22 protein-coding genes, 1 tRNA gene and 1 pseudogene are annotated in these 21897 nt (G+C 62.4%); 21 read left to right on the top strand and 3 right to left on the bottom strand.

The genetic code is table 11. The annotated features are described in order from the left end of the window. Positions 1-284 precede the first annotated feature (284 nt). The 3 genes from DRB19_RS25400 (at position 285) to DRB19_RS25415 (ending at position 4080) form a co-directional block, all read left to right on the top strand. Positions 285-1295: an SIR2 family protein gene (locus DRB19_RS25400; protein ID WP_162815860.1), complete on the top strand. Its 1011-nt coding sequence runs from the start codon at positions 285-287 to the stop codon at positions 1293-1295. After that, complete coding sequence (locus DRB19_RS25410; protein WP_162815861.1) at positions 1280-3028, top strand: hypothetical protein; 1749 nt, start codon at positions 1280-1282, stop codon at positions 3026-3028. Before DRB19_RS25400 ends, DRB19_RS25410 begins: the two co-directional genes overlap by 16 nt. A 62-nt stretch (positions 3029-3090) precedes the next feature. Next, on the top strand, positions 3091-4080 hold the full coding sequence (locus tag DRB19_RS25415) for a hypothetical protein (protein ID WP_162815862.1): 990 nt from the start codon (positions 3091-3093) through the stop codon (positions 4078-4080). A 242-nt stretch (positions 4081-4322) separates the two neighbouring features. Here DRB19_RS25415 and DRB19_RS25420 read toward each other — a convergent pair. Continuing rightward, a tRNA-Ser gene (locus DRB19_RS25420) sits at positions 4323-4412 on the bottom strand. 266 nt (positions 4413-4678) lie between these two features. On the opposite strand from DRB19_RS25420, the gene rplU reads away from it, so the two are divergent. The 5 genes from rplU (at position 4679) to proB (ending at position 8455) form a co-directional block, all read left to right on the top strand. Further along, positions 4679-4990, top strand: a complete 312-nt coding sequence (gene rplU, locus DRB19_RS25425; RefSeq protein WP_114188824.1) for a 50S ribosomal protein L21 — start codon at positions 4679-4681, stop codon at positions 4988-4990. Between the two features lie 110 nt (positions 4991-5100). Further along, entirely contained in the window at positions 5101-5367 is a 267-nt protein-coding gene (gene rpmA / locus DRB19_RS25430; protein WP_114188809.1) for a 50S ribosomal protein L27, read from the top strand. A gap of 177 nt (positions 5368-5544) precedes the next feature. After that, positions 5545-6192, top strand: coding sequence for a GNAT family N-acetyltransferase (locus DRB19_RS25435; protein WP_114188810.1), 648 nt, complete (start codon positions 5545-5547; stop codon positions 6190-6192). 86 nt (positions 6193-6278) lie between these two features. Next, the gene (obgE, locus tag DRB19_RS25440) at positions 6279-7313 is read left to right on the top strand and encodes a GTPase ObgE (protein WP_114188811.1); all 1035 of its coding nucleotides are present in this window, start codon (positions 6279-6281) and stop codon (positions 7311-7313) included. Next, the gene (gene proB, locus DRB19_RS25445; RefSeq protein WP_114188825.1) at positions 7310-8455 is read left to right on the top strand and encodes a glutamate 5-kinase; all 1146 of its coding nucleotides are present in this window, start codon (positions 7310-7312) and stop codon (positions 8453-8455) included. Before obgE ends, proB begins: the two co-directional genes overlap by 4 nt. On the opposite strand, the gene DRB19_RS25450 is transcribed toward proB, so the two are convergent. Then, a complete protein-coding gene (locus tag DRB19_RS25450; protein WP_114188812.1) occupies positions 8415-9275 on the bottom strand; it encodes a DUF72 domain-containing protein in 861 nt (286 codons plus the stop codon). The two genes, proB and DRB19_RS25450, sit on opposite strands and share 41 nt — an antisense overlap. A gap of 94 nt (positions 9276-9369) precedes the next feature. Between DRB19_RS25450 and DRB19_RS25455 the strand changes: the two genes are divergently transcribed. The 7 genes from DRB19_RS25455 (at position 9370) to DRB19_RS25485 (ending at position 15701) form a co-directional block, all read left to right on the top strand. Continuing rightward, positions 9370-10611, top strand: coding sequence for a glutamate-5-semialdehyde dehydrogenase (locus DRB19_RS25455; RefSeq protein ID WP_174799998.1), 1242 nt, complete (start codon positions 9370-9372; stop codon positions 10609-10611). Further along, the gene (locus DRB19_RS25460) at positions 10608-11279 is read left to right on the top strand and encodes a nicotinate-nucleotide adenylyltransferase (protein WP_170148948.1); all 672 of its coding nucleotides are present in this window, start codon (positions 10608-10610) and stop codon (positions 11277-11279) included. The genes DRB19_RS25455 and DRB19_RS25460 overlap by 4 nt, the downstream gene beginning before the upstream one ends. Before the next feature lie 152 nt (positions 11280-11431). Then, complete coding sequence (gene rsfS, locus DRB19_RS25465; RefSeq protein ID WP_276330636.1) at positions 11432-11761, top strand: ribosome silencing factor; 330 nt, start codon at positions 11432-11434, stop codon at positions 11759-11761. A gap of 16 nt (positions 11762-11777) precedes the next feature. After that, on the top strand, positions 11778-12272 hold the full coding sequence (rlmH, locus tag DRB19_RS25470) for a 23S rRNA (pseudouridine(1915)-N(3))-methyltransferase RlmH (protein WP_114188815.1): 495 nt from the start codon (positions 11778-11780) through the stop codon (positions 12270-12272). A gap of 3 nt (positions 12273-12275) precedes the next feature. Then, positions 12276-13631, top strand: coding sequence for a murein hydrolase activator EnvC family protein (locus tag DRB19_RS25475; protein ID WP_114188816.1), 1356 nt, complete (start codon positions 12276-12278; stop codon positions 13629-13631). Beyond that, on the top strand, positions 13631-14950 hold the full coding sequence (locus DRB19_RS25480; protein WP_114188817.1) for a S41 family peptidase: 1320 nt from the start codon (positions 13631-13633) through the stop codon (positions 14948-14950). The genes DRB19_RS25475 and DRB19_RS25480 overlap by 1 nt, the downstream gene beginning before the upstream one ends. Positions 14951-15158: 208 nt before the next feature. Next, entirely contained in the window at positions 15159-15701 is a 543-nt protein-coding gene (locus DRB19_RS25485; RefSeq protein ID WP_114188818.1) for an RNA pyrophosphohydrolase, read from the top strand. Between the two features lie 93 nt (positions 15702-15794). On the opposite strand, the gene DRB19_RS25490 is transcribed toward DRB19_RS25485, so the two are convergent. Beyond that, positions 15795-16076, bottom strand: coding sequence for a hypothetical protein (locus DRB19_RS25490; RefSeq protein ID WP_114188819.1), 282 nt, complete (start codon positions 16074-16076; stop codon positions 15795-15797). A gap of 387 nt (positions 16077-16463) precedes the next feature. Here DRB19_RS25490 and DRB19_RS25495 point away from each other — a divergent pair, with 387 nt between their 5' ends. The 6 genes and pseudogenes from DRB19_RS25495 to DRB19_RS30835 all read left to right on the top strand — a co-directional run. Continuing rightward, positions 16464-16772 (top strand): hypothetical protein, encoded by a 309-nt coding sequence (locus tag DRB19_RS25495; RefSeq protein ID WP_114188820.1) that lies wholly within the window; start codon positions 16464-16466, stop codon positions 16770-16772. Beyond that, entirely contained in the window at positions 16769-16990 is a 222-nt protein-coding gene (locus DRB19_RS25500; RefSeq protein ID WP_114188821.1) for a hypothetical protein, read from the top strand. The genes DRB19_RS25495 and DRB19_RS25500 overlap by 4 nt, the downstream gene beginning before the upstream one ends. Positions 16991-17168: 178 nt before the next feature. Continuing rightward, on the top strand, positions 17169-18380 hold the full coding sequence (locus DRB19_RS25505) for a GNAT family N-acetyltransferase (protein ID WP_162815863.1): 1212 nt from the start codon (positions 17169-17171) through the stop codon (positions 18378-18380). Positions 18381-18876: 496 nt separating this feature from the next. Continuing rightward, positions 18877-19254, top strand: coding sequence for a hypothetical protein (locus DRB19_RS25510; RefSeq protein ID WP_114188823.1), 378 nt, complete (start codon positions 18877-18879; stop codon positions 19252-19254). After that, positions 19251-21392: an AAA family ATPase gene (locus DRB19_RS31325; protein ID WP_245439833.1), complete on the top strand. Its 2142-nt coding sequence runs from the start codon at positions 19251-19253 to the stop codon at positions 21390-21392. Before DRB19_RS25510 ends, DRB19_RS31325 begins: the two co-directional genes overlap by 4 nt. Positions 21393-21655: 263 nt before the next feature. Next, positions 21656-21897 (top strand): annotated as a pseudogene (locus DRB19_RS30835) (hypothetical protein); the annotation flags it as partial.

A 21897-nucleotide genomic window follows, 5' to 3' on the forward strand; every position in this document is an offset into this window, starting at 1 on the left:
TTTCCATAAAGACCCTTCCGCGAATTTTCGGCATAAGCAGTCGAGAATTTGGCCTACGAGATGCTGTGAACCAGGAATGTCTCAAAATGGCACATTTCGGACCTAAGGCCGATGGCAGCTAACGTTGCCTAAGCGACGTTCAGGTAGGACGAGGAGCCTATCCTAGCTTGACCGGGACTTCCATTCGCAAAGCCTCGCTGCGAATGTCGGAGGCGGAAGTCGCGATTCGCGCGGCTCCGGCCCGGTTCTCCTGGTCATTAATCCTCTATTCGTCTCGTTGGCCCATGAGGTTCATCGAAAACGGCCCCAATATCCCTGATGAACTCCTCGTTGCACGCGACGCTGGGGACGTCATCCTTTTTTGCGGCGCGGGCGTGAGCCAAGCCGAGGCCCACCTGCCAAACTTCGCCGATCTTGGGCGGAAGGTGATCGAAATCTTAGGGGCCGCGCAGGATAGTCGCGCCCGTACCCTGCTTGAGAGGACGCTTAAGCTCGGAGCAATGCCAGGAGTCGGCGGCCTGGTGGCGACTGATCGGGTGTTCGGGCTGCTCGAGCGAGAATTCGAAGTCTCAGACGTCCGCGCGGCCGTGGCAGAGGCCATCCGACCGCTCCCTGATGCCAAACTTGATGCTCATCGCGTGTTGCTCGATCTTGCAACCTCTCGCAATGTCACTCGATTGGTGACAACGAATTTTGATCTCCTGTTCGAGGCATGCGACCCAACTCTGCGCAGTTCCGGGCCGCCGAACCTCCCTGATCCACACAGTGATCGTGATTTTCAGGGGATCGCGCACCTGCATGGCCGTGTCGATGCTGAATACCAGCGAGCGCAGGACGAGGAGTTCGTCGTCTCCAGCGCTGACTTCGGCCGCGCCTACCTCTCAGCCGGTTGGGCCACGCACTTTATCCAGCGGCTCCTATCACGGTTTCAGATCCTGTTCGTTGGATATTCTGCCGACGATCCACCCATGCAGTACCTACTGGAAGGGCTGAATCTGAGATCTGGCACACGAAATAGGCTCTACGCGCTCCAGGACGGTGAGCACCGCTCTGCGATCGCCCTCTGGGAGCATAGGGGTGTTCAGGCAATCCCGTTCGACAGCAACAATGGCTTTTCGCCCCTCTGGGACACTCTCCAAGCATGGGCAGAAGGGCGCGGGACAGCAGAGCTTGGCATGATATGGCGTTATCGAGGGCAGAATCTGGCCCGAAGTACCTCGCTCCACACGAACGAGGTCAGATCGCCCACATCCTATCAACCAGTGAAGGTGCCCGGCGCTTGGCGTGGGCCCTAGAGCCGATCGGTGCCGAATGGCTTCTCGTTGCCGATCCGGCACAACGATACGCCACACCGAGACGAAATGCTTCAGGCGACGAGGATTTGCCGCCTTTCGATCCATTCGATGCACTCGGCCTCGATAGCGATCCGCCTCCGGAGTCGGCCGACCCAGAGGACACGTTGAGGGACAGGGAGGTTCCCGAGGATGCAATTGACATCTTCCGACCCAGCGTCCTCGACCGTGAGCAGGGAATTCATCGATCCCGCGCGGTGGTGCGCGGCTCCGCGGGAGATTTCCATGCCGAGCTTTCACCTCGCCTAATGCATATTGGCAGATGGCTCCGACAGATCGCGCATCAGCCCACCGCATTGTGGTGGGCAGCGCACCAGCCCGGATTGCACCCCGCGATCATTCAAGACATCGACTGGGTCCTGCTGCATGAGGCGCAGCGCTTCCCAGACCCCGTTCGTCGCGGGTGGCGATTGCTCATCTCTGCGTGGACCGATCGGCGCACTGACCCTAGCAGGCGGAAGTACGAAATCGAGCAGCAGGCAGATCAGGAGGGTTGGACCGCATCGCTCATCCGTGCAGTCGCCGACATGTACCGTCCAAAGCTTACCGTACGTCCGACCCTCGGTCCTCCTCACCCGCTCATTTGGGTGGATGAGGGCCAGCCCGATGACATTGTCCATGTGGACGTGGATTATCCGCACCCGCACGAGAGCATGAACCTACCTGATGAGTTCCTCGGCTATGCGATCGAGTGCTTCCGGAGCAATCTTGACCTCGCAATCGCTCTTGAGTGCGAGATCTCCGGAACCGACCGGATCTACCTGCAGACGAGCCGCGGACCGGACGATGGCCCTGAGCTTTCGGAGAATAGTTATGGACTGACAGGACCGATCATTCATTTCCAGAAGCTGATGACCCGGCTCGCGAACGTCGATCTTGAGGCGGCGCGTGACCAAGTCCGCTCTTGGCCCTCCCGCGACGAATACGTCTTTGCACGTCTGCGGATATGGGCAGCGGGCGCCGGATTGCTCGACCCTGGCGAGGCTGGCGCTACTTTCCTGTCTCTGTCAGACCGCGTGTTCTGGGGCTCGGTCCACAACCGTGATCTCCTGTACGCACTGCGAGACCGCTGGGCTGACCTCTCGCTGAATGATCGCAAAGCGCTGGAGCAGCGGCTCCTGACCGGATCCTATCCCTGGAGCGTTGACGTACCGGGCGAACGTGAGGAGGCGAGCGCACGCGATCGGCTGAGCCGACTGCACTGGCTGTCTACCTACGGCGTAGCGTTCACCTTCAACATAGATGAGACGATGCAAACGCTACGCTCAGTCGCCCCGAGGTGGACCACGCACGAGGGGAATGCCGCGGCAGTTTCGAATGCTCCTGAAGTTTTTTCCATTTCAACTGACACCAGACCGGACCCGATTCTTGAGGCACCAGTTCCGGAAATCCTGCGTCGCGCGAAGGAGGTCGGACGGCTGGACTTCGCCGCGAGAATCGAGCGTGAACCCTTCCGCGGCTTAGCCATCCAGAAGCCAGTTCGTGCACTCGGTGCTCTAACCCATGCTGCTCGATCGGGCGATGCTCCGCGGTGGGCTTGGTCAGCATTCCTCCGGGGGGAGACCCGGCCGTCAGACTCCCTACGCATGATCGCAGTGATCGTTGGCCGCTTGCAAAGGCTACCCCCCCCCCCCCAGGTCTTCGAGGCATTGCTTACCCGGTCTCAGACTGGATGAAGGCTATAGCTGACCGCCTCTATGGCGATGCGGCAAGCACGTTTCCCGGTTTATGGGAGAGCATGATGACAGCGCTTCGCTTGCCACCTGTGGAGCAGCGGCATCGTGCGCACAGGTCATGGGCAGACGAAGCGCTAAACGCACCAGTCGGAAACCTGTTCGATTTTCTAATAAAGGATCCCGCAAAGGACGGTCTCAATGCCGGTGTTGGCTTTCCGCAGCATTGGACAGACCGGCTTGATGACCTTTTGGCCTTGCCCGGTGACATGCGACGGCATGCACTCGTCATGCTCGGATTTCAGATCAATTGGCTGTTTACGATTGATCCCGGTTGGACGAAGCGGCAGCTGCTTTCGCATGTGGGTGACGGCGGTCCGGACGGCGACGCGCTCTGGGATGGTATTCTCTGGGCTGCCAGGCCTCCCTCAAGATTGCTGTACCCGGAGGTAAAGGAGGCGCTGCTCGTTCGCGCTACTAAGCCTGGACGTCGACAGGGGAGCACAATCCTCGCCGGCTTTCTTCTAGCAGGCTGGGCAAGCGACGTAATTAAAGGAGAGCACTTTATCTCCGACATTGAACTGCGCGAGGTCCTTATCCACTCGGATGACGAGCTAAGGGAGAGACTGGTCTGGCAACTCAAACGATGGTGCGCAGATCCAGACAGCCCCTGGCGGGATAGAATTGTCCCTTTCTTTGAGAAGGTATGGCCGAAACAGCGGGCTCTTCGCGCGCCAGCTATGTCGAGCGCCTTGGCAAACTTCGCACTGGCAAGCGGCGACCTCATGCCGACATTAGTGCCATTGATCCTCCCGAGGCTCGTAGCTGTTCGAAACACACTTTTGCGATTTGAGTACCTAGGAGAGACGGCCGGAGATCACGTAGCGAGAGCCTACCCAGCTGCGACACTAGACCTATTATGGGCGGTCCTTGGCGAAGACTCTTCATCGTGGCCATACCGGATCGAGAGAACACTTGAATTACTGGCACAGGCGCCAGAGACAGCATCGGACTCAAGACTTTCCGAGCTCCGCCGTCGCCTCGATCTTCCTTAGGGTGCGAAGTCGACTGGCCGAGGTTGCCTTCAATTACGTAACCGACGCTGTTTCATAGGACGAAGCGGGAAACCCCTAGGAGGCACTTAGATGCTGGGTGGAGCTCGTTCGGCAGACGAGGCAGCCGGATGCAAGCTTATGGAATCAATCGGCGTCAAGCGTCTCTGTTAGGACCGATGTTGGGGCCGACTCGACAAGAAGCAGAAACTTCAAAGATATCACAGCTACTTAGCAGGGCGAGATGGCGGAGAGGGGGAGATTCGAACTCCCGATACGGTTGCCCGTATGCCGCATTTCGAGTGCGGTGCATTCAACCACTCTGCCACCTCTCCGGGGTGCGAAGGCCTTGGGGGCCCGCTGGTTGAGGCCGGGTGGATATCACGCGGTTTCGTGCTCTTCAAGCGCCCTTTTGCGGGTTTTTGATTGACAGGGGCCGGTTCGTTCCGTAGAGAGACGGCCTCTAGGCGTGGATCATTGTGTCCGCGCATTTCCATGCGGCAGCCTCATCGGGGCGCCGTGAACCGAAACCGAAAACTGCCAAAAAGCCGACCCTGTGGGTCCTCCCGCGGAGAGTTCGGGTTTGAACACGAGGATGAAGATGTTCGCAGTAATCAAGACCGGCGGCAAGCAGTACCGCGTCGCCGCCAATGACGTCATCACCGTCGCCACTCTCGCTGGAGAGCCGGGCTCCGCTGTCACGTTCGACCAGGTTCTCATGGTGACGAACGACAACGGCACCCAGGTCGGCGCGCCCCTTCTCTCGGGCGTTTCCGTGACGGGCGAGGTGGTGGAGCACACCCGCGGCGAGAAAGTGATCGCCTTCAAGAAGCGCCGTCGTCAGAATTCGCGCCGCAAGCGCGGGCATCGCCAGGATTACACAGTGGTGCGCATCACCAACATCCAAGGCTGAGTGCCGCACGCTCGGTAGAGAAACCCATCAAGGCTGCGGCTCAAAAGGCTGCGCCGGCCGGGCCCGCCGACAGGGCAGTCCGGCAACTGACAGAAACACGGGAGTAACCCATGGCTCACAAAAAAGCAGGCGGCTCATCTCGCAACGGCCGCGACTCCGCAGGCCGTCGTCTGGGCGTCAAGAAGTTCGGCGATCAACAGGTCGTGTCGGGCAACATCATTATTCGTCAGCGCGGCACGAAATGGCATGCGGGCGTGAACGTCGGCATGGGCAAGGATCATACCCTCTTTGCCACCGCTGATGGACGCGTCCGATTCCTGACGAAACAAGGCCGAGCTTTCGTATCGGTCGTACCGGCCCAAGAGGCCGCAGAGTAAACGGCGAGAGCAAAACGAAGGAGCTCCCGCCGGCATCACACCGACCCGGCGGATCAAGCTTCTCGAAGGCCCTCAACGGCCAAGCTCCAGATCCGAAAAGACAGGGGAGGTGGGATGTCCACCTCCCCTTCGTCATTTCCGGGCCAAGAAAGCGCCCAACTGGATCGGAGCAGGACCATGTTTCCCGACCTCACCCGTGACGATGTCTTCCGCCTCGAGACCCGGCGCCTCTGGCTGCGCTGGGCCCGTCTTGCGGATGTACAAGCCATCGTGCGCCTTGCCGGGGAGAAAGCTGTCGCGGAGATGACGGCCCGAATTCCGCATCCCTATCACCCGGATGACGCGGAACGGTTCGTCTTCCAGTCCCGACGCTCCAATGCGGACGGGGAGGGGCTGACGCTCGCCATCACGCCCAAGGGCAAGCCCAACAGCCTGATCGGCATGGTGGGCATCACCCCCAGTCTCGAGACGGGCAAGCCCAGTCTCGGCTACTGGCTGGGCTCTCCCTATTGGGGCCAGGGCTATGCCACCGAGGCGGCCCGGGCCTTGATCGACGCCTTCTTCGCCTATGGCGAGGAGAACGAACTCACGGCTTCGGCCCGAGTGCTCAACCCGGGATCGCGGCGGGTGCTGGAGAAGTGCGGCTTCGCCTATCAGGGCTCTGGCTTGGCCGAACTGCCGGCCCGGGGCGGGTTCTATCCGGCCGACCATTTCCGCCTCGACCGGCGGGCATGGGAGAGCCTGAAGACCTGGGGGCATACGGGTCTTGTGCGGGAGCCGGCCATCCTTGGCGCGGGCCACCCGGAACTCGCTCTCACCCACTGACACTTGGCGCTCCCGATCATTTTCGGGAGCGCTTCCCTCTGGTCTGCGTTGCTCCCGCACACCTTGTCCCGTAAAGGATGCGGGTTATGAAATTTCTCGATCAGGCTAAAATCTACATTCGTTCCGGCAACGGCGGCGCAGGCGCGGTCTCGTTCCGGCGCGAAAAGTTCATCGAATTCGGCGGCCCCGACGGCGGCGACGGCGGGCGCGGCGGCGATGTCTGGGCCGAATGCGTCGAGGGGCTGAACACCCTCATCGACTACCGCTATCAGCAGCACTTCAAGGCCAAGACCGGCGGCCACGGCATGGGCAAGAACCGGGCGGGCGCCAAGGGCCCCGACGTGGTCCTGAAGGTCCCGGCCGGCACCGAAATTCTCGACGAGGACGGCGAGACCGTCATCGCGGACATGACCCATGTGGGCCAGCGCTTCCTTCTGGCGAAGGGCGGCAACGGGGGCTTCGGCAACGCCTATTTCACCACCTCGACCAATCGCGCCCCGCGCCGGGCCAATCCCGGCCAGGAGGGCGAGGAGCGCACGATCATCCTGCGCCTCAAGCTCATCGCCGATGGGGGGCTCGTCGGTCTTCCCAACGCGGGCAAATCGACATTCCTGGCGACCGTTACGTCCGCCAAGCCGAAGATCGCCGACTATCCCTTCACGACGCTCCATCCAGGGCTCGGCGTGGTGCGGGCCTATAACCGCGAATTCGTGCTGGCCGATATTCCAGGCCTTATCGAAGGCGCATCCGAGGGCGTCGGTCTGGGCGACCGGTTTTTGAGCCACGTGGAGCGCTGCCGGGTCCTTCTGCATCTGGTGGAGGGTACGAGCGAGCACGCGGGCAAGGCTTACAAGACCGTCCGCCACGAGATCGAGGCCTATGGCCACGACTTGGCCGACAAGCCTGAGATCGTGGCCTTGTCCAAGGCGGATGCCCTCGACGAGGACACACTGAAGGAGCAGCTTACCCGCCTCAAGCGCGCCTGCAAGAAGACCCCTTATATGATCTCGGCCGCTTCCGGCCAGGGCGTCCAGGAGGTTCTCCAGGCGCTCCTGTCGGTGATCGATGAGGCGAAGGTCGAAGAGAAGGCCGTCGTAACCGAGGAAGAGTGGCGCCCGTGAAGCCCGACCTGCACCAGTTTCGCCGCGTTGTCCTGAAGGTCGGGTCGGCCCTGCTGGTCGATCGGGCGAGGGGACGGCTGAATCACGCCTGGCTGGCTGCCCTGGCGGAGGATATCGCCGATCTTCATGCGGGCGGAGCGGATGTGCTCGTGGTCTCGTCCGGCGCCATCGCCATGGGACGCACGGTCCTGGGGCTGCCGTCCGGTTCCCTGAAGCTGGAGGACAGCCAGGCGGCTGCGGCCGTGGGGCAGATCGCCCTGGCCAGGACCTGGTCGGAGGTGCTGGCCCATCACGGCATCACGGCCGGTCAGCTCTTGGTCACCCTATCGGACACGGAGCAGCGCAGGCGCTATCTCAACGCCCGGGCTACCACCCTCAAGCTTCTCGAGATGAGAGCGGTGCCGGTCGTCAACGAGAACGACACGGTGGCCACCTCCGAGATTCGCTACGGCGACAACGACCGCCTCGCGGCGCGGGTCGCCACCATGATCGGCGCGGACCTGCTGGTTCTCTTCTCGGACGTGGACGGCCTCTACACGGCGCCGCCGGCCTCCGATCCGGCAGCGGAGCATCTTCCGGTGGTCGAGCGCATCACCCCTGCCATCGAAGCCATGGCGGGCGGCCCGGCTTCGGAACTCTCCCGGGGCGGAATGCGCACCAAGGTGGAGGCGGGCAAGATCGCAACGGCCGGCGGCACCCACATGATCATCGCGGACGGGCGGACGAAGAACCCCTTGAAGCGGATCGCCGAGGGCGGTCGCTGCACCTGGTTCCTGACGCCGTCCAATCCCGCAACGGCCCGCAAAACCTGGATTGCCGGCGCCCTGGAGCCGAAGGGCACTCTCTACGTGGACGAGGGCGCCGCGAAGGCGCTGCAGGGCGGCGCGAGCCTTCTGCCGGTTGGCGTGCGCCGGATCGAGGGCGCTTTCGCCCGAGGCGACGCGGTGACGATCCGGGACGACCAACGGATCCTGGGTCGTGGGCTCGTGGCTTACGACGCCCACGAGGCTGCGCGCATCATCGGCCGCCCCAGCCGCGAGATCGAGGCGATTCTCGGCTATCCAGGTCGCTCCGAGATGGTGCACCGGGACGACTTGGCGCTCACGGATCGGTCGACGGCTCCGGTGTCTTTATCAGCTTGAGCAGCTGGCGCGCATCGCCCGGTGCGGCGCTTTTGATGTCGTTGTCGAAGTACACGTAAGCATCCCGCTTCTCCTCGATCCAGCGGGCGATCTGGCCAGCCCAACCCTGAAGGGTGTCGCGGCTGTAGCTTCCGGCATAGCGCCCGTTGGCGCCATGCGCGCGGATATACGCGAAGTCGGCGGTGGCCACGAAAGGCACAGGCGCATCCGCATGGTCGGAGATGCAAAGCGCCGCGTTGTGGTCCCGCAGCAGATCGAAGATGTCATCGGCGTACCAGCCAGGATGGCGGAACTCGAAGGCGTAGCGATGCTGCGGCGGAACGAGGCTCAAGGTTCGGGCCAGTCGCTCCCGGTTTTCGTCGGTCACCTTGAAGGTGGGCGGCAGCTGAAACAGCACGGGACCGAATTTTTCCCCCAATCCGGCCATGCGGCCGAACACCAGATCAATGCTGTCCTCGATATCCCTGAGGCGTTTCATATGCGTGATGAAGCGCGACACCTTCCAGGCGAACAGAAAGCCCTCCGGCGCGCCGTCACGCCAGGACCTGACGGCTTGCTCCGTGGGAAGGCGGTAGAACGAGTTGTTGATTTCGGCCGTATCGAACTCACCGACGTAAAAGGACAGAAAATCCTTGATCCTCAAGGTCGAGGGGTAGAAAGGTCCGTGCCAGGATTTGTAGTGCCAGCCCGATGTGCCGATGCGGACCTGCCGAGTCTCTTGAGGCTCGATGTCGGCCACGGACAGGGAGCGACTTGGCCCTTGGGCCGCCGAGCGTGCTATGGATCGTTGCGGTTGGGTTTGCGCCCGGGATTTGGACATGGATAACACTCGCACCTTGAGCGGATCGTCGCTCGCCGAACAGTTCAACGCCGCAGGGGCGGCTTTGGTCGCGAGCCCGGATGTCCCAGCTCTCATGGCAGATCTGGGCCGGCGCGCGAGATCCGCAGCCCGCCGTATGGGCCTTGCCACCGCCGAGGAGAAGGACGCGGCTCTCCGGGCCATGGCGGCTTCGATCCGCAGCCGCTCCGACGCCATCCTGGCGGCCAATGCCGAAGATCTGGCCGAGGCGCAAGCAAAGGGGCAGATCGCCTCCTTCATCGATCGCCTGACCCTGAACCCCGTGCGGCTGGAGGCCATCGCGGCGGCCGTGGAGAGTATTGCCGAACTCCCCGATCCGGTCGGGCGGGTGCTGGCGGGTTTCGAGAGGCCGAACGGCCTCCGGATCGAGCGGGTCGCGACACCTCTTGGGGTGATCGGCGTCATCTTCGAGAGCCGCCCCAACGTGACGGCGGATGCCGGGGCGCTCTGCCTCAAGGCGGGCAATGCCGCCATCCTGCGCGCCGGATCGGAGAGCTTCCGGACATCCTCGGCCATCGCGGACGCCATGAGACAGGGCCTCGTCAGCGCCGGCTTGCCGGAGGACGCCATCCGCCTCGTGCCGACTCGGGACCGCGCCGCCGTGGGAGCGATGCTGGCCGGGCTCGACGGCAATATCGACGTGATCGTGCCCCGGGGCGGCAAGAACCTCGTGGCGCGGGTGCAGGAGGAGGCGCGGGTGCCGGTTTTCGCGCATCTCGAAGGCCTCTGCCACGTCTTCGTGCACGGGAAGTCGGATCTCGACATGGCCAAGGGGATCGTCCTCAACGCCAAGATGCGGCGCACCGGCGTCTGCGGCTCGGCGGAAACGCTCCTGGTCGACCGGGCCTGCGCCGCAACCCACCTGAAGCCCCTGGTCGCCATGCTGCTCGATGCCGGATGCGCCGTGCGGGGTGACGAGGCGGTTCAGGCGGCCGATCCCCGGGTCTCTCCGGCCACGGAGGAGGATTGGCGCACCGAATATCTCGATGCCGTCATCTCGGCCCGGGTCGTGGACGGTCTCGATGCGGCCATCGCGCATGTCGAGCATTATGGCTCCCACCACACCGATTCCATCGTGACGGAAGACCAAGCGGCGGCCGAGAGATTTCTGGCGGAGGTCGATTCGGCCATCGTGCTGCACAATGCCTCGACCCAATTCGCCGATGGGGGCGAGTTCGGCTTCGGGGCCGAGATCGGCATCGCGACCGGACGCATGCATGCCCGGGGACCGGTGGGCGTCGAGCAGCTGACCTCGTTCAAGTACCGCATACGCGGTTCAGGCCAGACACGCCCGTGAGGCCTGCGCCGCCGAGGGTGGGGCCATCGCGCTTTCGCCTGCGGCCCTCGGGCCTCGCGCGCCTGCCGCGCATCGCGCCGGGCATGCGGATCGGCCTCTATGGGGGCTCCTTCAACCCGGCCCATGCAGGCCATCGCCATGTAAGCCTCATGGCGCTCAGGCGCCTAGGGCTGGACCGGATCTGGTGGATCGTCACCCCAGGCAATCCCCTGAAGAATCTGGGCGAGTTGAGTTCGATGGCGGCGCGGGTGGTAGAGGCCGGGAAAGTCGCCGCCCATCCGCGCATCGATATCACGGCCTTCGAGGAGACCATCGGCGCGCGCTACACGGTCGACACCCTGGCCTACCTCAAGCGGCGCTACCCCGGCGTGCGGTTCGTCTGGATCATGGGAGCCGACAACCTGGCGGGCTTCCATCGCTGGCGCGGCTGGCGCAGCATTGCCCAGATGATGCCGATCGCGGTCATCGACCGGCCGGGCTGGACGTTGAAGGGCATGCATTCGCGCAGTGCAACGGCCCTGCAGGCGAGGCGCATCCCGGAAAACGAAGCTCGGGTCCTGCCAAGCTTGACGCCGCCCGCATGGACGTTCCTGCACGGGCCGCGTTCGACCCTGTCGTCCACCGAGATTCGCCGGATGCGACGAACTTCTCCTTTAGAGGGGCGTTGAAATAACGTGCCGATCGACACTATCTTAAGGTCACGGCGCAAGAGTGAAGCGCTGGATGAAAGGGTCTGAACCTGAACCGACTGTCTTCGCTTGAGGCGGAACACCATCCGCTTCCCCCTCTCTCCGGAGCGGATGCTCCGCAGGATGAGGATATCCGGGCCGTTGCCCTGGCCTCCATCGAGGATATGAAGGCCGAAAACACGGTCGAGATCGACTTGGCCGGCAAAACCTCGCTTGCAGACACCATGATCGTTACGTCGGGCCGCTCCCACCGCCATGTGGGCGCCATCGCCGACCGCATCATCAAGGACCTCAAGGACAAGGGGTTCGGGAATGCGCGCGTCGAAGGCCTGCCAGCCTGCGATTGGGTGCTGATCGATGCCGGTGACGTGCTCGTTCACATTTTCCGTCCTGAGGTGCGTGGTTTCTACAACCTCGAGAAGATGTGGGGCGCCGACCGTCCGCAAGACCGGGCCAGCTGATTAGAGGCTGACCCCGTTGCGATTGAGCTTGCTGGCCGTGGGCCGTCTGAAGAGCGGCCCCGAACGGGAGCTGGTCGAACGTTACAAACAGCGGATCGAAGGCATTGGCCGTAGCCTCGGCGTGGCCGGATTCGACATCGTCGAACTGGCCGAGAGCCGGGCGCGCCGGGGCGACGACCGGCGGGCGGAGGAGGCCGAGGCCCTTCTGGAGAAAGCGGGCTCGTCGGTCCTCATCGCGTTCGATGAGCGCGGCAAGAGCCCGACGAGCGAAGCTTTTGCCGAAAGGATCAGGCACTGGCGCGACGAGGGCCGCCCAGGGATTGCCTGCGTCATCGGCGGGCCGGATGGGCTCGATCCCAAGGTCCGCCAGCGCGCGGAGCTGGTCGTTTCCTTCGGGGCGCTCACTATGCCGCACCAGGTTGTGCGCGCCCTGGTGGTCGAGCAGCTCTACAGGGCCCTGACAATTATCGCCGGTCACCCTTATCATCGCGTCGGACACGATGATTCCTGACGGATGCCCGGCATTTCTATTCAACTCTCCCGCACGACCCTCTGTCTTGCCCTCGGCATGACGGCATTTTCCCTGGGCTCCGCCGGCGCCCAGCCCGCTCCCGCGCCTGCCGCAAATCCGTCCCAGCCTGGGGGTGAGACGGCCGAGCAGAAGGCCCAGAAAGAGCGCGACCTCAAGACGTTGGAAGACGCCATGGCGGCCAGCGCCGAGGCCAAGCGCCGCCTCGAGGCCGAGATCGCCGACATCAAGACCGATCGCGCCCGTCTCAACGCAGCTCTGATCGACACTGCGGAACGGGTCCGCGGCATCGAGGATCGGACACGGGACCTGGAGCAGAGGCTCCAGACCCTTACGGCCAGCGAAACGGCAATCCGCCGCTCCCTGCAAAGCCGACGCGGCGTCATCATCGAGGTGTTCGCCGCTCTCCAGCGCATGGGACGCCGCCCGCCGCCGGCGGTGCTGGTCCGTCCGGAGGACATGCTCGAGGCGGTTCGCGCCTCGATCATGCTGGGGGCGGTCCTCCCTGAGCTCCGGGCCGAGGCCGAAACCCTGGCCACCGACCTGGCCGAGCTCGTGCGCCTCAAGGAAGCCATCGCCACCGACCGCTCGACCCTGGGCAAGGAGCTCACCGCCCTGACCGGCGAGCAGGACCGCCTGTCGGCTCTCATGAATGCCCGCCAGAGCCGCATGGCCGCGGTGGAGCAAAATATCGGTTCCGAGCAGGAAAAGGCCGCCGCGCTCGCTCGCCAAGCCGGCTCTCTCAAAGAGTTGATCGACCGCATGGAGCAGCAGATTGCCGGCGCCCGGCAAGCCGCGGAGGAGGCCAGGAAAGCCGGTGAGGCGCAGGAGCGCGAGGCCAGGGAGCGGTTCGCCCAGGCGGCTTTCCGCGATCCGGCCCGACTGGCTCCGAAAATTCCCTTTGCCGAGGCGAGAGGCCTGCTTCCGCAGCCTGTCAGCGGTGATACGCTGCTGAATTTCGGCTCATCCGACGGCTATGGCGGAACGACGCGCGGCATTTCGATCAAGACCCGCCAGAAGGCCACCGTAGTATCACCGGCCGACGGGTGGGTTGCCTTTGCCGGACCCTTCAGATCCTATGGCCGACTCTTGATCATCAATGCCGGCGGGGGCTATTATGTTCTTCTGGCCGGTATGGACCAAATCAGTGTCGATGTCGGGCAATTCGTGCTCGCCGGAGAACCCGTCGCAGCCATGGGTGAGACTTCCCTCATGTCTTTGGCGGGCGGTGCCATAGAAAAGAACAACCCTGTTCTCTATGTTGAGTTCAGGAAAGACGGCGGTTCGATCGATCCAAGTCCATGGTGGGCGAAATCGCAAAGCGAAAAGGTTCGCGGATAATGCGCAGACTGTCCCTTTTAATTCTTGGTGCGGCCATTGGTGCAGGCAGCGCAACGCTCGTATCGCAAACGAGCCTGCTGTCCGGCACGAGCGCGATTGCCGCGTCGGCCGACACCTACAGGCAACTCAGCCTCTTCGGCGATGTGTTCGAGAAGGTTCGAACCGACTATGTGGAGAAGCCGGAGGAGTCGAAGCTCGTCGAATCGGCCATCAACGGCATGTTGACCTCCCTCGACCCACATTCGAGCTACATGGATCCCAAGAGCTTCCGTGACATGCAGGTGCAGACCCGCGGCGAGTTCGGGGGCCTTGGCATCGAGGTCACCATGGAAGAAGGTCTGGTCAAGGTCGTGACCCCCATCGACGATACCCCGGCCTCCCGGGCAGGCGTCATGGCCAACGACGTCATCACGCACATCGACAACGAGTCCGTCCAGGGCCTCAACCTGAACCAGGCGGTCGACAAGATGCGCGGTCCCGTGAACTCGTCGGTGACCCTCAAGATCCAGCGCAAGGAAGCCAAGGATCCGGTCGAGGTGAAGCTGACCCGCGAAACCATCAAGGTTCGGCCCGTCAGGGCTCGCGTCGAGGGCGATATCGGTGTTCTGCGCGTCACGCAGTTCAACGAACAGACCTTCGAGGGTCTGCGCGCTGGCATCGACAAGCTGACCTCGGATATCGGCGCGGACAAGCTTGCGGGCTTCGTCATCGACCTGCGCAACAACCCGGGCGGCCTGCTCGATCAGGCCATCATGGTGTCCGATGCGTTCCTCGACCGCGGCGAGATTGTCTCGACCCGCAGCCGCAACGCCGAGGATACGCAGCGCTTCAACGCCAAGTCCGGCGACCTCACCAAGGGCAAGCCGCTCGTGGTTCTCGTCAACGGCGGCTCGGCTTCCGCGTCCGAGATCGTCGCTGGCGCGCTGCAGGACCACAAGCGCGCAACGGTGCTCGGCACCCGCTCGTTCGGCAAGGGCTCCGTGCAGACCATCATCCCGCTCGGCGGCAACGGCGCGGTGCGTCTGACGACGGCGCGCTACTTCACGCCGTCCGGCCGCTCCATCCAGGCCAAGGGCATCGATCCGGACATCGAGGTCCTGCAGGAGATTCCGGACGAGCTCAAGGGCAAGGACGAGACCAAGGGCGAAGCCGGCCTGCGCGGCCACCTGCAGAACGGCGGCGACAAGGAAGAGCGCGGCGGATCGTCCGCCTACGTTCCGCCGGATGCCAGCAAGGACAAGCAGCTTCTGGCCGCTTATGACCTGCTGCGCGGCGTGCGCAAGGGCGCCACGAACACCACGACGCCGGTTCCGAACTGATCACAACGCGCGGCAGGAATGCCGTCGTCGAGGGCCTGACGGCATCAGCCGCCAGGCCCTTTTTGATCCGTGTTCTGCAAAGCTCATGGAAAAGCTTGTGCCAGGCAGGGCGAAGCGGCACTCTGACAAATACACGGAACCATCGGTGGTCTTTCGCGATACCGAAAGAGCAGCAAAAGAGTTCCGCATTAAAGGAGGTCGTTGCCGAATGAGAAGCACCAAAGCATCACCGAACAGGCAGGATCTGCCCTATCGCTCCTGCGTCGGCGTCATGCTTCTCAACAAGGACGGCCTCGTCTTTGTCGGTCGCCGACGCACGGAATCCGGTATCGAGCACGTGGCCGATGGCTATGCCTGGCAGATGCCTCAAGGCGGGATCGATCCCGGCGAGGATCCTTATCAGGCGGCCCTGCGCGAGTTATACGAGGAGACCAGCGTCCGCTCCGTCTCCCTGCTGGCGGAAGCCCCGGACTGGTATACTTACGATCTTCCGTCCATGGTCGCGGGCCGCGCTTGGCGGGGTCGATATCGCGGTCAGACCCAAAGATGGTTCGCGTTCCGCTTCGAGGGGAACGATAGCGAGATCAACATCCTTCATCCGGGCGGGGGGCACCACAAGCCCGAATTCGACGAGTGGCGTTGGGAGGAAATGCGCCGGCTGCCGGAGTTGATCATTCCCTTCAAGCGGTCGGTCTACGAGAGCGTCGTTTCAGCTTTCGGCCATCTCGGACCGGAGGTCGAGCGGGCCTGAGGTCAAACCTACTCTCATGCAACAAAAACGGCGGTCGACGCAGCAGGACTGTGCCGACCTGAAACCCGAGTGTCTGACGAAAGGATCAGCGCCTTATTCGCAGATCCGCACGCGCCGCACTTCCCTCTCGCCGAACCGGTTGATGCGGCGGCGAACCTCGGTCCGGCATTCCTCCACATCATCCTCCACGACGACGCGACGCTCCACATGGCGACGGCGCTCGACAACCGGGCGGTAGGGTCGGTCTTCATAGACGCGCATTCCGCCGGGGCCGACTTCGATGCCCACCTGAGCCTGCGCAGGCGTGTTGGCGAGCCCAGTCATTGCACCAAGACTCAGGACTGCCGCCGTAAGCAACATGCTGCTCTTCATCATAATAAAATCTCCATCACAGAGAGAACGTGTTTTGTGAACGTCTTGCCGCCGATGAGGTTCCGCAAGTCATGATGGGAGATGATGATGGCGGTGATCGCTAGATGCCGCGTGGTTACATGTACTCACGCAGTGTCTACGCTCGTTCATCTGTCATTCATCAGTATAAGGCGGTCAGCGAAGGCCCTGCCTGTTTTGCCGAGCGCCTCCTATCGGGCTGTCCTCTCGTTCCCAGGCAAGTCACGGGCCTGCTTTCGGCGGCCGCGCTTGAAACGAACCCCGACCCGCGAGATTGACCTGCCGGATGATCAGCTTCCGAGGCCCGCCCACGGTTTGCAGAGGCGGAAGTCAGGCGTCCATGCATCACGCAACTCATCATGAGGCCAAGCCATGAGCCGTCAGGGTGAAGACCGAGCAGCAGGTTTTGCAGCCGAGAGCCTGAAGGGCTCAGGCATCAAACCGAGCCTGAGCGGCGGCATTCACGCCGAAGCAGGCGATCACGTTCTTAGCAACCACAGCATTACGGGCAATGAGCCCGGGCAGGACTTTGCAATGGCACAGAATATTCCAGGCACTCAACAGAACCCTGAAGGCATTCCTCAGGAAGGCCAAGGCGGCAAGAACAATCGCGGCACACAGCATAAGCAGGGCAAGGACGGAAACGGAGCCCAGAAGCGCGAGCAAGAGAAAAAGTCATGAGCAGCACAGGCAACAGGGACAACCCTAATCTTACACGCACCCAGGGCCATCAGAGCCAGCCTGACGGCGGCAGCAACACGAACGCATCAGGCGGGCCCGATGTCGGGAAAACCGGCGGCCTTTCTCACCAGGAGAGCCGCAATCACAACAAGCACAACAACCCGGGCCAGAGCGGTCATAAACCGCAACAGCACAAGCCCGCGCAAGAAAAGCATTAAAAGTGTGTTTGCATGAAATCCGCGTCCGGATGACGGTACGCCCCGCCACCCGGACGCGACCCTGATGACCACTTGCGTCGCCGCCATACGGTTGCCCTCACTAGGTACCCAGGTAGTTCCATTTCGCCTTTGCGGGCTGCGGGCTAGGCTACATGTCTGCAGCATGTTGAAGGCCAATATGGCGGCTCCAGCCCATCGTCACTCCCAGAATTTACACGTCACCACGGTTCGGGACTTCGAAGCTCTCGCGGCGCATGCGCCGGCCTGGGACCGTCTCGCCTGGGAGGCTCCCCAGAAAGTTCCAATGCTTCTGCCCGCCTGGGTGGAGGTGAGCTTGCGCCATGGGCTCAATCACGGCGAGGAATGGCTGTGCAGCTTTGCCTATCTCGGGGAGGAGTTGATCGGCATCCTTCCGATCATCCTCACTCCTGATCCAATCCTCGGGAAAGGTTGGCCCACTCTGCGCATGGCCGACAAACACTCTCAATCCGGAGACATGCTGCTGGCGCCTGACCATGCCGCTATGGCCTTTCAATCGCTGCTCGGCGGGTTGCGCCGCGAGGTGCCAACCCACTTGGGCCTCGAACTGAAAGCCGTGAGGCGAAACTCCCCTCTGTGGGCGGCCATCCGGAACAGCGACATCGGCTACATCACCCGTTGCGGTTCACGCCAGCGGTACTCATGCCTCAGCCTCGGTCAAGACTTCGACGCCTATCTGGGTACCCTGGGAAATATGCGGCGCAACCTGAAGCGCTACATGCGAAAACTTGAGAGCCGTGGCGACGTCTCGGTCGAGATGATGAGGGGTTCGGCCGCCACGGAGGATTTCCTTGAGGAGTTCCTGGCCCTCGAGGCCTCCGGCTGGAAGGGGCGTGCTGGCTCGGCCATCCTGAACAAGCCCGATGCGGTTGCGTTCTACACTGCCCTGGTCAGGAATTTCGCCGCTGACGAGCGCTTGGAATGGCACGCCATCCGGGTTCAGGGCCGCCTCGTTGCGGCGGAGATGGGGTTCCGGTGCGGCCCTTCGCTGATGCTTCCGAAAATCGCCTTCGATGAAGACTTCAAGGATTGCATGCCCGGCAACCTTCTCACGGCCGAAGTCATCAAGGACGCGTTGTCCCGCGCGGACCTGACGGAGATCAATCATCTCAGCCAAGCCGATTGGCATCGCTCCTGGCATCTGGAATCCGATGAGTACATCGCCCTGTACTTCGTTTGGAAGGACATCCTGCCGGTTATGTTTCTTTTGTCCCGCGTGTTTCTAGTCTCTCGCGCAGGTGCGATGTCTCCCTACAAGGCTCACGTAAAGTCCTGGATTCCAAAGCCTGCAAAGACTGCCTATCGCCAGATGAGAAGCGCATGCGGCCAGTTCCGGCGCATATTGAGCTAGAATTCTTCAGCGGGCCTCAAAACCCTCGAGCGCTGATGGTCGATCCATCCAGCCTGATGGCAAGCCAAGGTGAAAGCTTCAGGATGCGCCGGTGAAGCGCATCAGGGCTATATCGATTTTTCGCTGTTGCGTTGACGCTGAAAACGAAAGGCTTCTATCACTCAAGCCAATTTGATCGATCGGATCAAAGTGGTGCCCCTGGCCGGGGCAAGTCTATCCTGACAATTCAAGAGCTTACCAAAGGTGGGACAGTCAAAAGTTCCCACGTGGTTCCAAGGGTTTTTGCATCAACTGTCCCACCGTCCAGCGCCCTTGCTACCACACAAAAAGAAACCGCCGCACCGGCTGGACCCCGGAACGGCGGCAATAATCTGGTCAAGAAGCGAGCTAACACTTCCAATGCCGAAGATAGGGCGAAAGCCCCCCGGTTGGCAAGCCTCCGCTTCAAAGGGCTCTTCAGCGATGAGGGCTACTTCTACGGCTGGGAGGTGGCGCGATGAACCACCTCACTTGCCAGATCGAAGCTATTTCCGATTGCGCTGCTAATCTTGCCAGGCAGGTCCACTGCGACGATGAGAAAGTGATCCTGGTAGTCGACGCTCTCAGGGCGGCCGAAGACAGCCTTTCCCATGAAGTGGTCAACCAGGCGCAGCCAAGCAATGTCATCCCGTTCCCGCGGCCACAGAACCCGTGCGGGACCATTGATATCTATCCCTGCTCCGTGAATGGCGGCGAATGGGCCGTTGAGCACATGTCCCGATCCGACGACAGCGCGACCTATCTGGGCTCGTTCTTCTGCATCAACGAGGCGGTTTCAGTGGCCCGCCAATGGGCCACGAAGCTCGGTGCGGATTTCGACGGGAGCGCAGCATGAACCAGCATTTTATGCCGCTCGACGCCCGCACCCTCGCCCGCGTCCTTGGTGGTGAAGCAACCGGCAACAACGTCCGCGCACCCGGTCCCGGCCATAGCCGCGACGACCGGAGCATGTCGGTCCTCGTGGACCCCAAGGCTCCGGACGGCTTCGTGGCACACAGCTTCGCCAATGACGCGTGGGAGAGCCTTCGAGACTACATCAACGAGAAGCTCGGGCGCCCGGCCTGGTCCTCGTCCGATACCGCTGAGGACATCATTGCCCGGATGACCGCTCACGCAAGAGCAGGATTCGATTTCAACGCCGCATCACGCCAACGCCAGGAGGAGCCGGAAAGCAAATCCTTCAACGACCGCAGGCTCACGAGCGCCGGGTACCGGCAGGTTGCGGCCTACGACTACCTGACCGAGGACGGGGAGCTTTTGTACCAGGTCCTTCGGTACGAACACCCCACGAAGGACAAAACCTTCCTCCAGCGTCGCCCGGACGGGCGGGGCGGGTGGCTCAGTGGCGCCGGGAGCCGCAAGGTTCTCTATCGCTGGCCTGACCTGCCAGCGACCATCCATAACAGGGCCTACGTGTGTGAGGGTGAGAAGGACGCGGACCGACTCGCGGCTCATGGCTTCCTGGCCGTCACGGTTGCCAATGGCGGCTGGACATCGGAGGCCGTCGAAGCTCTCCGAGGCTATGATTGCTTCGTCCTCGAGGACAATGACGCCTCCGGACGGGAGAAAGCCGCAAATGCTGCAACCATGCTGCATGGTGTTGCGGATTCCGTGCGCGTCGTGCGCCTGCCGGGCCTGCCGGAGAAAGGCGACGTTTCGGACTGGCTCGACGCCGGCAACGATTACAACGAGCTGCCGCACATCGCTGACAAAACTCCGGTCTGGACCCCACGAGGGGACGAGCGGGAAGATTCCGCCACTCATTCGGAGCCGCCACAGGATGGAGCCTCATCACCCGTTAAGGCGATCCCGCTCCAATGGCACGGAGATGCAGACCCGAATGAAGATCGGGCATGGTTGATCAGGGACCTGATCCCGGAGACGGGGAAAGGGCTCATGTCGGGTCAATGGGGATCCGGGAAGACATTCGGTGCTCTCGATCTCAGCGCCTCAGTCATGACCATGGAGGCATTCGCAGGCCGTCGCGTGAACCGACAAGGCGGTGTGCTCTTCATTGCCCCGGAAGGCGCGTACGAAATACCGATCAGGCTGCGAGGCATTGTCGAGGGGAAACTACAAGGTCTCACTTTCCTTCATACAGGGACAGATGCGAAGCCCATCGATCCGGGGAGGCTTCCCATCGCCTGGATTGATGAGTGTCCGCCACTTGTGGGAAAGGATTCCGTCGAGATCCTTACCCTGACGGCTCAAGCCGCAGCCGAACGCATGGAGGAGACCTTCGGCCTGCCGCTTGCCCTCATTGTCGTCGATACGGTGGCCGCCAGCGCCGGAGTGATGGACGAGAACGCGGCGGCTGAGAACCATCGCGTGATGAATGCCTTGGAAACCCTCAGTCGGAAGATAGGCGCTTTCGTCCTTGGCGTGGATCACTTCGGCAAGATGGTGGAGACGGGCACTCGTGGATCCTCCGCGAAGGAAGCGGCGGCGGACGTTGTTCTGGCCATGCTCGCGGACCGGGACGTCTCAGGAACGATCTCCAACACCCGCATGGCGGTCCGTAAGCTGCGAGGTGGCGCTACAGGAGCAGAGACGCCCTACAGCCTCGAGGTGATCCGGCTTGGGGATAACAAGCACGGCGAGTCTGTAACGACTTGCATTGTGCGGTGGGATCCAGAGCGCTCTTCAGCGCCAGCAGGCACAACGCGTGAGCGGTGGCCGACATCCCTCCGCGTCTTCCAGAAGGCCATGCAGTTGGCTCTCACAGACCATGGAAAGCGCATCCGTCCCTTTGGGATCGAAGGGCCTGAGGTTCTGGGGGTTGCCGAGACGAAGGTCCGGGCCGAATTCGTCGCCGCCTACCCTGTAGACGGGGAGACGAGTGAGAAGCGATCAGAGGCGAAGAAGAAGGCGTTCAGCCGGGCCCTGAAGAACGCCCTGGAGCGGGAACTCGTGATCTCTCGTGACTTGGCTGGCGTGGATCATCTCTGGCTGAAGGACAGCGGGGATGAATAGGACATCCAAAAGGGGACGGACGGGACACTCCTTAGTGTCCCTGTCCCGTCTGTCCCCCTGGACAACCGGGACGAAGGGGACATCCATCCCTTTTGTCCCTCCTCTCTCGATCACACGCTTGAGCCGGATCGCCAAGCCAAAAGCCAACAAGGGCGGCAGGCAGGGGGCGGTCAGAATGTCTGACGCGCTCGAAGGATAGACCGGTGTGCATCCTCTCTTGCGCAAAAAGCTGGAAATCCCTTTGAAAAATTCTGGAGTTCTCAATGACCAGCAAAAAGCCACTGTCGCCACCGCCTGGAGGCCGTTCTCCCTCTGCGCCAAGCCATCTGGAGAAACCTGAGAAGGTCATGTGGCGGGACCTGACCGCCGCCCATTGGTTCGATGATCCTGCTTCTCTGGCGCTGTTGCGGACCACCCTGGAGGCCCATCAGCGAGCCAGAAGGTGCCGTGAAACCATCGATAGGGAGGGAGAAGCCATCAGGGATCGATTTGATCAGATCAAACC

It is taken from the genome of Microvirga aerophila (assembly GCF_003332305.1).
Classification (GTDB): Bacteria; Pseudomonadota; Alphaproteobacteria; order Rhizobiales; family Beijerinckiaceae; genus Microvirga; species Microvirga aerophila.

What these genes read in the sequence shown, in the direction of transcription:
- DRB19_RS25400 (WP_162815860.1), top strand. Translation starts at nt 285, where the DNA reads ATGAGGTTCATCGAAAACGGCCCCAATATCCCTGATGAACTCCTCGTT.
- DRB19_RS25415 (WP_162815862.1), top strand. Translation starts at nt 3,091, where the DNA reads ATGATGACAGCGCTTCGCTTGCCACCTGTGGAGCAGCGGCATCGTGCG.
- rplU (WP_114188824.1), top strand. Translation starts at nt 4,679, where the DNA reads ATGTTCGCAGTAATCAAGACCGGCGGCAAGCAGTACCGCGTCGCCGCC.
- rpmA (WP_114188809.1), top strand. Translation starts at nt 5,101, where the DNA reads ATGGCTCACAAAAAAGCAGGCGGCTCATCTCGCAACGGCCGCGACTCC.
- DRB19_RS25435 (WP_114188810.1), top strand. Translation starts at nt 5,545, where the DNA reads ATGTTTCCCGACCTCACCCGTGACGATGTCTTCCGCCTCGAGACCCGG.
- obgE (WP_114188811.1), top strand. Translation starts at nt 6,279, where the DNA reads ATGAAATTTCTCGATCAGGCTAAAATCTACATTCGTTCCGGCAACGGC.
- DRB19_RS25450 (WP_114188812.1), bottom strand. Translation starts at nt 9,275, where the DNA reads ATGTCCAAATCCCGGGCGCAAACCCAACCGCAACGATCCATAGCACGC.
- DRB19_RS25455 (WP_174799998.1), top strand. Translation starts at nt 9,370, where the DNA reads ATGGCAGATCTGGGCCGGCGCGCGAGATCCGCAGCCCGCCGTATGGGC.
- DRB19_RS25475 (WP_114188816.1), top strand. Translation starts at nt 12,276, where the DNA reads ATGCCCGGCATTTCTATTCAACTCTCCCGCACGACCCTCTGTCTTGCC.
- DRB19_RS25480 (WP_114188817.1), top strand. Translation starts at nt 13,631, where the DNA reads ATGCGCAGACTGTCCCTTTTAATTCTTGGTGCGGCCATTGGTGCAGGC.
- DRB19_RS25485 (WP_114188818.1), top strand. Translation starts at nt 15,159, where the DNA reads ATGAGAAGCACCAAAGCATCACCGAACAGGCAGGATCTGCCCTATCGC.
- DRB19_RS25490 (WP_114188819.1), bottom strand. Translation starts at nt 16,076, where the DNA reads ATGATGAAGAGCAGCATGTTGCTTACGGCGGCAGTCCTGAGTCTTGGT.
- DRB19_RS25495 (WP_114188820.1), top strand. Translation starts at nt 16,464, where the DNA reads ATGAGCCGTCAGGGTGAAGACCGAGCAGCAGGTTTTGCAGCCGAGAGC.
- DRB19_RS25500 (WP_114188821.1), top strand. Translation starts at nt 16,769, where the DNA reads ATGAGCAGCACAGGCAACAGGGACAACCCTAATCTTACACGCACCCAG.
- DRB19_RS25505 (WP_162815863.1), top strand. Translation starts at nt 17,169, where the DNA reads ATGGCGGCTCCAGCCCATCGTCACTCCCAGAATTTACACGTCACCACG.
- DRB19_RS25510 (WP_114188823.1), top strand. Translation starts at nt 18,877, where the DNA reads ATGAACCACCTCACTTGCCAGATCGAAGCTATTTCCGATTGCGCTGCT.
- DRB19_RS31325 (WP_245439833.1), top strand. Translation starts at nt 19,251, where the DNA reads ATGAACCAGCATTTTATGCCGCTCGACGCCCGCACCCTCGCCCGCGTC.